This is a genomic window from Thermoleptolyngbya sp. M55_K2018_002, from assembly GCF_015295965.1.
GTDB classification, from domain to species: Bacteria; Cyanobacteriota; Cyanobacteriia; order Elainellales; family Elainellaceae; genus Thermoleptolyngbya; species Thermoleptolyngbya sichuanensis.
In genome coordinates this window covers 1-12084 of sequence record NZ_DVEA01000387.1, presented here as the reverse complement: position 1 = coordinate 12084, position 12084 = coordinate 1, and the positions used below count along the sequence as shown (strand labels likewise).

Below are 12084 nucleotides of genomic sequence, written 5' to 3'. Positions count from 1 at the left end.
CACCGCATGCAGGCCAAGGCCGCGGCCCTTGGCGTGGCCCTGCGGCCCCACGCCGCATTGACCGAGGCTCGGCTGCACACCCTCGGCCGGGCCCTGGCCATGTTTCAGCAGGCGACCCAGACCCATGTGCTGCTGGTTCCCTTCCAGCCCGTACAGGATGGGGCGATCGCCCAAACGCTGCACAGCCACCTGCCCCACCACAGCACCGTTCTAACGCTCACCGATCCGCTCCAGCTTGCTGGATTGTTTCAGGGGGTGGAACTGGCGATCGCCATGCGTCTGCACGGGCTGATCATGGCCGCCGCCCATCAGTGCCGCTGCTTTGCCATCAGCTATGACCCCAAGGTGAGCCGCCTGATGGACGAATATCAGCTTCCCGGCTGGGAACTGGACCAACTGCCCGACGATGCCGCCACCATCAGCCGCACTTGGATCGACCTCTACGCCAACGGAGACGGGCTATCGACCGACCAACTCGCCGCCATTGGCGATCGCGCTGCCATCCACCGCGACCTGCTCGCCCAACTCCTCTGAATAGAAAAATGAAGAGAGAAGAACGAAGAGAGAAGAAATCTACCGCGACCTGCTCACCCGACTCCTCTAAACAGCGATTTTAGATTTGCGATTTTGGATTTTGGACGAACCTACCAACCCAATTTTCGTTCTTCCCTCTTCCTTCTTCCTTCTTCCCTCTTCACCCGCCCCCCCAAACCTGCCACGCCAGCCCCAGCAGCCCGCCCAGCCCGATGTAGTAGAGCGAAGGCAACAGCAGTTTACGAATGATCAGCCCTTCGCGTCCTAGAAGACCCACAGTAGCTGCGGCGGCGACGATGTTGGAGACACAGATCATGTTGCCGGCCGACGCGCCGACGCACTGGAGCGCTAGAATCAGCGCCGTGGAGAGGCTGAGCTGGTCGGCCACGCCAAACTGAAATAGCGAAAACATCATATTGCTGACGGTGACGCTGCCCGCCACGAATGCGCCAATCAGTCCCACTAGCGGGGCAAAGAGGGGCCAGCTTTGTCCGGCGATCGCCGACATGGTGTCCGCCAGGGTGAGGGGCATACTGGCTAGCCCGCTGTCGTTGGTGCCAGAGTTGATGAATACCCGCGCCATTAGCACTGCCGCGCCTAGCGCCAAGGTTACGTTGCGAATGACGGGCAGCGCCTCGGCGATCGCCCCCCGCAGGGCTACGGGCTTCATCTGGTGCAGAAAATAGGTGATGCCCACCACCACCAGCAAAATCGTCGGCGGCAGATACAGCGGCAAAATCGTTGCCGTGAGCGGAGTGCCCAAAATCTCGGGCCAGCTAATCTGCACGGCGCGGAGGGCGGCCCGCACAGGCGGCACCACCCGCGACACCACCAGCAGCAGCCCCACCAGCACGTAGGGCAACCAGGCTTTGGCGCGATTCATCGAGGGGCGATCGCCCGTTAGCTGCGGCGTGGTGCTGCCCTGCCACGAATCGTCCCACTGCTCCCTCGGCGGAAAGTCCCAAGATTCTTGCGGCAATAGCCAGCCCGCCCGCGCCACGGGAACGACAATCGCCAGCCCCAGCAGCCCGCCAATAATCGTGGGAAACTCTGGCCCCAGCATCCGTGCCGTCAGCGCGTAGGGCACCGTGAAGGACAGCCCCGCAAACAGCGCAAATTTCCACGCCGCCAACCCCTGACGAATCGAGGGGCGATCGCCAAAAAAGACCGTCAGCATGACGCAGAGAATCAGCGGAATGAACGTGCCCACGATGCCATGCAGCATCCCCGCCACGGTTCCAATTGCCTTAAGGTATTGGGCGTAGCTCAGGCCCAGCGCGTCCACCTGGGTCTGCACCGCGTCCACCCCCGCCAGCCCCGCGTCGATGCCGATCAGCACGGGCGTACCCACTGCGCCAAAGGTGGAGGGCGTACTCTGGATAATCAGCGCCGCCAGCACCGCCGCCATCGCCGGAAAGCCAATGGCCACCAGCAGCGGCACGCAGATTACCGCAGGCGTGCCAAAGCCCGATGCCCCTTCGATAAAGCTGCCAAAGAGCCACGCAATGATAATCACCTGCACCCGGCGATCGCCCGAAATCGACAGCAGGCTCCGCCGAATCGCCTGAATCGCGCCCGATGCCTGCAACGTGTTCAGCAGCAGCACCGCCCCAAACACGATGTAAAGAATTTCTAGCGCAATGAACAAGCCCTGGATGCTAGAAGCCGCCACCCAAACTGGCGGAACGCGCCAGATCCAGAGGGCGATCGCCACCGTGACTAGATAGGCAATCGGCATAGCCCGTCCCGCAGGCAGCCGCGCCCCCAGCAGCAGCACAAACACCGTCAAAATCGGCAGAGCCGCGATTAAAAAATACAGCACAAGCTCTCAGAATGCGAACGTTGGATATTTTTTTCTAGAGCATGTTCCGCTGCTTGTCTAGGAACTGCGATACAGACCCGCGCCAAACTCTCTGAACTAAGCCGTTTTGCTTAGTCAGGCGTTTCGAGATGGACAGTAGGAATGACGGTGGGAATGACAGGGGGAATATCGTTAGCTTTAGCTGGTTCAGCCTGCAAACCTAAACCCTGAAAAGACGCTTATTCGGGCGGCAACTCGCCAAAGCGATCGCGGTATCGAGCCAGCAGGGCTTCGGCGGCTTCCCGCTGCTGCTGTTCTGCTAGGGCCGATTCTTCTGGCGTGGGGACGAGTTGCCCCGCAGGTGTCAGGAATCGGAGTTGCCCCGCCACCACGCCCAGCCAGAGTTGCAACTGCTGGCTCCACAGGTGTCCCTGGTCATTGGGCGACAACGCTTGATAGACTCCATCCAACAGATGAAAGCCCTGAAATTCCTGCGTGGTCGGGTCAAACCAGAAGTAGTCTGGCGTGCGGAAGGTGTCTTGATAGATTTGCTTTTTGAGGCCCCGGTCGGTGCTGGCGGTAGATGGCGACAAAAGTTCGATAATGACATTGGGATACTTGCCGTCTTCTTCCCAAACGACCCAGCTTTTGCGGGGACGCTTCTCTGTGTTGAGGACGACGAAGAAATCAGGCCCGCGAAAATCCTTCGATTTGCTCTGGTTTGGGCTGTAGTAGATCGTGAGATTGCCGGAGACGTAGAAATCCTGGCGATCGCGCCAAAACCAGTCCAAGCATTTGATTAGCAGCAGCATTTGCTGCAAGTGAAAATCGGTTTCCAAGGGAGGCTCGTCGCTGTAGAGATCGCCGGGAGGAAAGGTCACGCCATCCAACTGCGCCTGCTCGAAGAAATCAAGAGCAGCTTCGGGCGCAGAGGGAGTCGCAGGAGTCGTCGGAACCGACATGGGAATCTATGTCTTGCCAGTGCGTTTTGCTCTAGTGTAGCGGAGAAGATTTGCCGAGATGAGCCGAGAAGACGCGCCGAGAAGATGCGCTAGGAAGATGCACCGAGAAGACGCGCCAGGAAGACGCGCCGGGAGGTGGGCGATCGCCCCCAATCTGCCATCAAGCCGCTAGTCTAGGTTAGAGGGGGTGCTAGATTAGCTCCGTTGCGCCTGCCCTCTATCGTTCTGTTATTTCCCTGCTCCAGCCCTCTGTCACTCGGTCTTTTCTGTGTCTACACCCGAAGCGCTCCGCCAGTTGCTCAATGCCGTTGCCCAGGGCCAAGTCAGCCCCGACACGGCGCTCGAAAAGCTGAAATATTTTGACTTTGAACCCGTCGAAGAGTTTGCCAAAATCGACCACCATCGGGCGCTGCGGACGGGCTTCCCTGAAGCCATCTGGGGCCCCGGCAAAACGCCGGAGCAGATCGCCCAGATCATGCAGACCATGCGCCAGCGCAGCCGGGTGGTGATGGCGACGCGCATCGACCCAGCCGTGTATGACCAGGTGCGATCACTCGTTCCAGACGCAGTGTATTACCCAATGGCGCGGATCTGTGCGATCGCCCCCCTCACGCTCACACCTGTCCATCCCGGCACAATCACGCTGCTATCGGCGGGTACAGCGGATTTACCAGTGGCAGAAGAAGCAGCGATTACGGCAGAACTCGCTGGATTCCAGGTACAGCGGCTCTGGGACGTGGGCGTGGCAGGCATCCACCGCCTGCTAAACAATCGCCATTTTGTGCAAACGGCGGACGTGCTGATCGTCGTGGCGGGCATGGAGGGGGCACTGCCCAGCGTCGTAGCGGGTCTGGCGGATTGTCCCGTGATTGCCGTGCCCACCAGCATCGGCTATGGGGCCAGCTTCGACGGGCTGGCGGCCCTGCTGACCATGCTCAACTCCTGTGCGGCAGGCATCGGCGTGGTGAACATCGACAATGGCTTTGGGGCCGCGGTGTTGGCAGGGCAAATCCTACGAACTGCATCACGGATTACAGTTGAATCCAACCCCCCAAAGGAGTACCCTAACTAAGTCATCTCCAAGTGCTGCTATGTCTGCTACACCCTGTCATATCCTGATCGAGGGCAGCCCGATTGTCATCTACGCCAGCCGGAATGGCACGCCTGAGCGCCTTCTGCCGATTTTGAATCCGTTTCTAGACACCTTTTGGCAGGAGCGGGGGCTGGTGGGCGAACAGAGTGATACGCCTGCCTGTTTGGCCGCGCAGGTGATTGTGCGGCTGGGGTTTGAGTTTTGTGAGGACGATTTCTCGAACCTGAAGGCCAGCACCGAGTTCGACCCGACGGTGCAATATCTATACGAAATTCGGGGCGATCGCACGCTTCACATCTGGGTCGCCGATGAAGCCTATCGACAGCAGCCCCAACTCGGATTAGCGGGCTGTCGGGAACTCGTCGAGCAGGCTGCGCCATAGGCTTGAAACAGGTTGCAAAGCCGAAGGTTCGCGCCTATAGCTCGTCCAACTCAGCCAGCGCCGCTTCGGACAATTCCGTGATTTCCTCTGGGGTCAGCGAGTCATCGTCTGCCATCAGGTCTGAAAGCACCTGTTCCATCTGCTCCAGGTCTTCTGTTGCATCCATGCTGTGCTTGATCTGGGAAAACACGCGATAAGCGTCAAGGGTTGCCGGGTTAATCTCCTTCTGTCGCTCGCTGCCCTGACTGCTCATGTCTACCAGGTTAAATTCGATATTTTCAGCGTAGATCGCCATCGTAATATCGAAAATCTCGAAAAAGTTGATGACCCAGCGGCACTCGTCCTCTGGATAGGCTTTATAAAACTGCACCAGATCCGCAATGCGGGCTTCTAGATGGGTGCGGGCATAGGGGCAAATCAGCACCAGCTTCAGCAGCACAATCACCAGCGTCAGCGGGTTGCCGTCCATCAGCAGTTGCACGAACAGAGGGGATGGGTCTTGCTGATTTTCGGTGGTTAGGTAGCTGACAATGCGGTTCACAGTTCGCAGCAGCAGCGCGTCGTCGAGCGGCTTGTCATGGTGGATGACGTAGAGGGCATCCAGCTTTTCGGCAACCTGTGCATTGAGCGATCGCGCTTGTTCCCGGGAAGCCGACGAAAACACCAGGTATTTTTTCAGGCTCTCTTTGAACTCCTGATAGCGGAGTCCCCGCGTCTGGTTTAGGAAAATATGCGCCAGGTTGGCGTAGCTAAAATTGCCCCGCTTCGCCACGATCATTTTCACCAAGCGCAGCACGTCGTCACCCATAATGGTGGGGTTTTTGGGCTTCAGCGCAGGAACGGTGTTGCTCTGCGATCGCGCTGTGTACATCGCCAGTTCAAACTTAAACCGTTCCTTAAGCTGCTTAGAAAGGGTGCGGGCGGCGTTGCGCTGTTCGATGGGGTTGTTCAGGTCGATGTATTGCGGCACCAGCAGGTAAGACGTGTAGCGGTCTGACCAGTGCTTGCGCTGATCGTCATAGCGCGAGGCAAATAGCTTTAGCTCCTGGAAATCCTCACTTTCTACAAAATTCTTCAGCCAGCCGCGCAGCCGCCGCAGCGTGGGCGACATGGTGGGCTTGTCGAGAATGGGGTCATAGAAAAGCTGCACCAGCCCCCGAATCGAGTCGTGGCTGCGGCTGAGATCCCAGTTGTTGATGAGAATGTAGCAGGAACGCTTGAGCGTGTTGCGAAACTCGGCTTCCTGGTTGGCAAAGACAATTTCGTAGAGCGAGGGGAGCGTATGGGAGCTAATCGTATTGACGTGGTGAATGAAGAGATGCCGAAATTCCGCTAGCACCTCCTCCGGCGACCACTCCTTCACGATTTCCAGCAGGTAGTTGTAGATAACCTCCTGCGCTTTTGGAATGTTCCGCTGAAAACGATTGGCTCGTCCTCGTGGCTGCGGTTGATAGCCCTCGTTCAGTTTTTCCACAACCATCTAAAATGCTCAGTTGAAACTAGAAACTGCGGTCGGCGGGTCTGGATTTTCAAAATTGAGCGGCGATCGCCCCGATGGGCAAGGCGCGGCTTGGCGAACGGGCTAGCAGGCTGTCTACTTCATGGGGGGAAATACAAGAGAAGGTGTGCAGTTTACGAACGATGCCACAAAAGTCACCCGCTGTGGTGAGCGATTCAGGGGAGTAGCGCGATTGCTGTTCGGTCACGCTGGCGCTGTCTGATCCGAGGGATAGCTCCTCTCAGGAGGGCGATCGCCAGTCGTCTCGGTTACTAGGGGCACCCCCTATTCACCAGCCACAGGTTGCCAGGATTACCAGAGTTGCCAAAATTTATTGGCAGCTAGCGTCTTCCTATGCAGCGCTCCCCTCCATGCAAAGCCCCCCGTGCAGTGACCCTCTATGCAGTGACCCTCCATGCAAAGCCCCTCCATGCAAAGCCCCTCTGATACCCTGATACATACCCTGATACAACGCTTCCTCTTTTTCCCTGATGCTTCTCGGTTGAACTGTTCTGGTCACACGCCAGACAGCCCATAGAGGCAGCTAATGGTCACAGCACTAATGGTCTGGGAGAATTTTTCAGAGCGCCTTGCAATGGCTGGAGGTCATGCGAGGCTCCAATTATAGTGAGCGACCCAAGGGGGCTAATACTGGACGATAGAGGGAATCAGGCAAAAATGATAGAGCTTTGCATACTCTTTACAGAGTTTAACCTGGATCACTCATTGAGGGGTTCCGCCCATTGTTCTATTTGTCGTGCGATGTTTTATCATCTTTTTCTTTCTTTTGCTTTTTTGTAAGGATTGCCATGCCTGCCCCAGTCTAAATGCTTCTGAATTTGACAGTTTTTTGATACGGTCTACAAACCTACCTACCAGTAAATCCCCTATCAGGGAATCGCCCAAAAGTTTGGTTTATAGACCTGCTCGACTGGTTTCCCTTGAATTCAAGCCACCATGAATGTTCCCGATTACACCCTGTCGCTGGCGGGCAATCGCCTGCGGCGGCAAACCCAGCGCGACTGCCTGGGGGATTGGTATGCCACAGCAGGCGACCCCAACCATGCCCTCGACCCTGCAACCTGGACAGCCTGGGGCAAGATTCCGCTGAATGCCAAGAGACATATTCCCTGGACGAAAGGACGGCAGGTGTTGTGGCTGGCGCAGGAAATCGTCGTGCCCGATGCGCTAGAGGCATATCCGCTGGCAGGGCTGACACTGCGCCTGGCGCTGACTTGGTGGGCAGAGGACGCGCAGATTTTTGTAGATGGGCAGTTGGCGCAGGCGGGCGATCTGTTTGACTGCTCGGCGCGGGTCGTGCTGCGGGAGCAGGTGCAGCCAGGAGAGCGGATTCCGGTGGCGCTGCGGCTGGTCAGTCCGGGGCATGACGACGGGGCCCTGGTGCGATCGCACTGTGTTTATGAGCGCCCCCAGTATGGACTGGAGCCTTGCCCAGAGCCGGGATTTGTGGCAGACGAGCTGGATGTCGTGCAGCACTACGTCGAAACCTTTGCACCAGCGCAGCTAGGAGACCTGGCGGTCGCCCTGGCCTCGCTCGACTGGAGCCAGCTTGCCAACCGAGCCGCCTTTGACCAAGCGCTCTGCGACCTGCGGCAGCGCCTGTTGCCCTTTGGCAAGTGGATTGGGCAGCGGCAGATTTCCCTGTTGGGACACGCGCACTTGGATCTGGCCTGGCTGTGGCCCGTGGCGGAAACCTGGGACGCGGCCGAGCGCACGTTCAAGTCGGTGTTGAGTCTCCAAGCGGAGTTTCCAGACCTGATCTTTACCCACTCTTCGCCCGCGCTCTATGCCTGGATGGAAACGAACCGTCCGGCACTGTTTGAGGCAATTCGGGCGCAGGTGGCGGTAGGGCGCTGGGAGGTGGCCGCTGGGCTGTGGGTGGAGCCGGAATTGAACCTGATCAGCGCCGAGTCGATCGCCCGCCAGATTCTCTACGGCCAGCGCTATGTGCAGGAAACATTTGGGCGCATCAGCGCGATCGCCTGGCTGCCCGACACCTTTGGCTTTTGCTGGCAATTGCCCCAGTTCTTGCGCCAGGGCGGTGTGGAATTCTTCGTTACGCAAAAGCTCCGCTGGAACGACACCAACGAATTTCCCCACGAAGCCTTTTGGTGGGAAGGGCCCGACGGCAGCCGCATTTTTAGCCTGCACTCTGCCCCCATTGGCGAAGGCTTCGACCCACTCAAAATAGCCCGCTACGCCACCCAGTTCGAGCAAAAAACGGGCTATCCCCATGCCCTCTGGCTAATCGGCGTGGGCGATCACGGCGGCGGCCCCACCCGCGATATGCTGCACCTGGCCCAGCGCTGGGGGCGATCGCCCTTCTTCCCGCGCCTCCAGTTTTCCACGGCGCAATCCTACCTAGAAGCGCTGCGGGAATGGGATGATCCCAGCGTCAACGTCAACCCCCCAACGCCCCAACACCCCCGCTGGCAGACCGATCTCTACCTCGAATTCCATCGGGGCTGCTACACCACCCATGCCGACCAAAAACGGTGGAACCGCCGCTGTGAGGCGCTGCTCTCCGAAGCGGAACTGTGGTCAGCCATGACGACGCTGGCCCTGGGACTGCCCTACCCTGCACCAGCCCTGGAAACTGCGTGGAAAAAGGTGCTGTTTAACCAGTTTCACGATATTTTGCCCGGATCGGCGACTCCTGATGTGTACGCAGAGGCCAATCGAGAGTGGGCGGCGGCGGCAGAATGCGCCAAAGACGCAATTGATGCAGCGATAGGGGCGATCGCCCGTCACATTGCCCGACCGACCGCGCCCCATCCCCAGGCCAGGGCGGTGCTGGTGTTTAACCCGCTAAACTGGTCGCGCTCGGCGGTGGTGCGAGTGGGGGGGGAAGAACGAAGAACGAAAAACGAAAAACGAAACATGGAAGGGCAGGAGCATCCAAAGTCCAAAATCCAAAATCCAAAATCCAACTGGGAGGTTCGCGGGCTGGACGGACGGGCGATCGCTGCTCAGTGGGTGCTGGAGGCGGATGACGGCGAGCATTGGAACCTTGCGTTTCGGGCCGAAGCCGTTCCTGCGCTGGGCTATGCCTGCTTCTGGCTGTGTCCAGTTGAGGGGGACTCTTTGGCTGCGGAGCCGCTCCAGCCGACGGATTCTTTCGTTCTGGAAAACGAGTTTCTGCGGGTGGCGGTTGACCCGGCTACGGGCAATCTGGCTAGCGTGTTTGACAAGGCGCAGCAGCGGGAGGTGCTGGCGGGGCCGGGCAATCAGCTTCAGGCGTTTCGAGATGGCGGGCAATATTGGGATGCGTGGAATATCGACCCAGCTTACGAAAGCTATCCCTTGCCGCCGCCGCAGCTTGAGGCGATTCGCTGGGTGAACCAGGGGGCGATCGTCCAGACAGTGGAGATCCTGCGATCGCTCGGTCGGTCTATATTTCGCCAGCGCTACGAGTTGCAAGCCGGGTCGCCACTGCTGCAAATCCATACCTGGGTCGATTGGCAAGAGCGACACGTCCTGGTGAAAGCGGCGTTTCCGCTCAATCTGACGGCCGATTTGATGACCTGCGAAATTCCGGGGGGCGTGATCCAGCGGCCCACCCAGCCGAAGAATTCTGTCGAGGCGGCTCAGTGGGAAGTGCCTGCCCTGCGCTGGGCCGACCTGACCAGTTCCAATGCGTCAGAGGCCGTTCCCTATGGCGTGAGCCTGCTCAACAACAGCAAACATGGCTACGACAGCAGCCCTAGCCAAATTCGCCTGACGCTGCTGCGCGGCGCAGCGTGGCCGAATCCCGATGCGGATTTGGGACACCATGAATTCACCTACGCGCTGTATCCCCACGCCGGCCGTTGGCAGGCGGCGGAAACGGTGCGACGCGGCTACGAGCAAAACCAGCCTTTGCGAGTGTGCGTCGTTGACCCGGCAACTGTCACGCCCTCCCAGGCTGCATTGCCGCCGATGGGTTCGCTGCTCCACCTCGACGCTGGCTCAGCCGTGGTGAGTGCCCTCAAGCCTGCTGAAGACGGCTCCGGAGACTGGATTTTGCGGTGCTACGAGTCGCAGGGAGCGTCAGGAGAAATTCGCTTTTTAGGAGGCGGTTTTACAGGAGGTGGTTCTCCGGGAGGTGGCTCTCCAGAACAATGGGCGATCGCCCAGGTGGTTCGCGCCGTCCCTGCAAATCTGCTAGAAGATGCCAATGCTGTAGAGAATGAAGGAGGGGCGATCGCCCTCCAGCCGTGGCAGGTTCTTACCCTACGCCTGACGCTCCAGCCTGCGCCCAAGCCCTAATCTTCGTGGTCTTCAAAGGGATCGTCCAACTGCTTAGACGGCGGGCCAAAGGAGGTGTAGATCGCGGCTCCGGTGATGCCGATCAGGATCGCGGTAACGGAAATACTAAGAACTGTTGCAGAGTCCATGAGTCGATCTAATTTATGAGTCACATTCCCCTAGAATATTACATAAAGTTAAATTTAACGATTGCTTGCAGGTAACCCATGGCACAACGCACTCGCTTGGGAGATATCCTTCGCCCCTTAAACGCTGAATACGGTAAGGTGGCTCCCGGTTGGGGCACAACCCCGCTGATGGGAGTTTTCATGGTGCTGTTTCTCGTATTTCTGCTGATTATTTTGCAGATCTACAATTCTTCGCTGATTTTGGAAGATGTGAATGTGGACTGGCGCAGCCTCGGCGGCTAGTTTTAAGATCACGCTCGATTATGAGAAAGCCCCGGTCATGCCGGGGCTTTTTTTTGTTTAGCTGATCATTTTTAGCTGATGGTTCGTCCTGGGCACGTCAAGCGTGGCAATGCAGTCATCTGCTGCGCTATACCAAATTGCGGTCGGTCAGGATTTCGTAGCCTGTTTCCGTTACCAGCACCGTATGCTCGAACTGGGCGGATAGAGCGCGATCGCACGTCACCACCGTCCAGCGATCGCCCAGCACCCGCGTCAGCTTTGACCCAGCATTCACAATCGGCTCGATCGCCAGCGTCATGCCTGCCCGCAGCTTCACATTCGGCATCTGGTGCGTGCGGAAATTGAACACTGACGGCTCTTCGTGCAGATTTCGCCCTACGCCGTGCCCCGTGTAATCTTCCACCACGCTAAAGCCATTGGCCTTGACGTGATCTTCAATCGCGCCCGCCATATCGAGCAAAAAGGCCCCAGCTTTAACCTGTTCAATACCTTTGTAGAGGGCTTCTTCGGCGACCCGAATCAGCTTTTCGGCGGCGGGCGTTACCTTGCCCACGCCAATCGTGATGCAAGAATCGCCATGAAAGCCTTCAAAATATGCGCCCGTGTCTACCTTCAGCACGTCGCCCTGGCGGATCGTTTTGCGGCGACTGGGAATGCCATGCACAACTTCATTATTAATACAGGCGCAAATGGACCCTGGGAACCCGTGATAGCCTTTGAAACTCGGCGTTGCGCCCATGTCCCGAATGCGCTTCTCAGCATAGGCATCCAGATCCGCCGTCGTCATTCCTGGCTGCACTATCTCCGAGATTTCCTTCAGCACCGTCGCCACGATCCGAGAAGCCTGACGCATGATTTCAATTTCGCGGGCGGACTTGATCTCGACGCTGCGGCTTTGCTTGCGGACGCGGGGCGAGTTGATGGCTTGCGGGAGGAGGTCGGTGAGAATGTTCATTAAATCCGGAGGTGCAGGGGTAGAGGTCGCTGGAAACGCTAGCTGAAAACGCTCGATATGGAGGGCGCGATAGAGGGCATGAAAGCCCTTATCTAAGTTACCTCAAGTATTCCCATCTAGGAGATGATTCGGTTGGGTTCGACCATCCTGCTGCGGGTTGTCCAGCCTGTCGCGGCTTGG

Annotated in this window: 11 protein-coding genes; 5 read left to right on the top strand and 6 right to left on the bottom strand. The window is 58.2% G+C overall.

Annotated features, from left to right (window positions below; translation table 11 throughout):
* Nucleotides 1–534 (top strand): polysaccharide pyruvyl transferase family protein (locus tag IGS51_RS19875; RefSeq protein WP_297080520.1); only part of this gene is annotated, 534 nt, incomplete at its 5' end.
* Nucleotides 535–694: 160 nt separating this feature from the next.
* On the opposite strand, the gene IGS51_RS19870 is transcribed toward IGS51_RS19875, so the two are convergent.
* Entirely contained in the window at nt 695–2356 is a 1662-nt protein-coding gene (locus IGS51_RS19870) for an L-lactate permease (protein ID WP_297080519.1), read from the bottom strand.
* A 218-nt stretch (nt 2357–2574) separates the two neighbouring features.
* Nucleotides 2575–3297: a Uma2 family endonuclease gene (locus IGS51_RS19865; protein ID WP_297080518.1), complete on the bottom strand. Its 723-nt coding sequence runs from the start codon at nt 3295–3297 to the stop codon at nt 2575–2577.
* 268 nt (nt 3298–3565) lie between these two features.
* Here IGS51_RS19865 and larB point away from each other — a divergent pair, with 268 nt between their 5' ends.
* A complete protein-coding gene (gene larB / locus IGS51_RS19860; RefSeq protein ID WP_297080517.1) occupies nt 3566–4369 on the top strand; it encodes a nickel pincer cofactor biosynthesis protein LarB in 804 nt (267 codons plus the stop codon).
* Between the two features lie 19 nt (nt 4370–4388).
* On the top strand, nt 4389–4772 hold the full coding sequence (locus IGS51_RS19855) for a histidine kinase (RefSeq protein ID WP_297080516.1): 384 nt from the start codon (nt 4389–4391) through the stop codon (nt 4770–4772).
* A gap of 34 nt (nt 4773–4806) precedes the next feature.
* Here the strand turns inward: IGS51_RS19855 and IGS51_RS19850 are convergent, their stop codons facing one another.
* Both IGS51_RS19850 and IGS51_RS19845 read right to left on the bottom strand, forming a co-directional pair.
* Nucleotides 4807–6252: a hypothetical protein gene (locus IGS51_RS19850; protein ID WP_297080515.1), complete on the bottom strand. Its 1446-nt coding sequence runs from the start codon at nt 6250–6252 to the stop codon at nt 4807–4809.
* Nucleotides 6253–6301: 49 nt separating this feature from the next.
* Complete coding sequence (locus IGS51_RS19845) at nt 6302–6478, bottom strand: hypothetical protein (protein WP_297080514.1); 177 nt, start codon at nt 6476–6478, stop codon at nt 6302–6304.
* 749 nt (nt 6479–7227) lie between these two features.
* On the opposite strand from IGS51_RS19845, the gene IGS51_RS19840 reads away from it, so the two are divergent.
* Nucleotides 7228–10539, top strand: a complete 3312-nt coding sequence (locus IGS51_RS19840; RefSeq protein WP_297080513.1) for an alpha-mannosidase — start codon at nt 7228–7230, stop codon at nt 10537–10539.
* Here the strand turns inward: IGS51_RS19840 and psbN are convergent.
* Nucleotides 10536–10667, bottom strand: coding sequence for a photosystem II reaction center protein PsbN (psbN, locus tag IGS51_RS19835; protein WP_068511165.1), 132 nt, complete (start codon nt 10665–10667; stop codon nt 10536–10538). The genes IGS51_RS19840 and psbN overlap by 4 nt on opposite strands.
* Before the next feature lie 78 nt (nt 10668–10745).
* Here psbN and psbH point away from each other — a divergent pair, with 78 nt between their 5' ends.
* Nucleotides 10746–10949, top strand: a complete 204-nt coding sequence (gene psbH / locus IGS51_RS19830; RefSeq protein ID WP_297080512.1) for a photosystem II reaction center protein PsbH — start codon at nt 10746–10748, stop codon at nt 10947–10949.
* A 127-nt stretch (nt 10950–11076) separates the two neighbouring features.
* Here the strand turns inward: psbH and map are convergent, their stop codons facing one another.
* Nucleotides 11077–11904 carry a type I methionyl aminopeptidase gene (gene map / locus IGS51_RS19825; protein ID WP_297080511.1) on the bottom strand — a complete coding sequence of 276 codons (828 nt, stop codon included), beginning with the start codon at nt 11902–11904 and terminating at the stop codon, nt 11077–11079.
* Between the last annotated feature and the right edge of the window lie 180 nt (nt 11905–12084).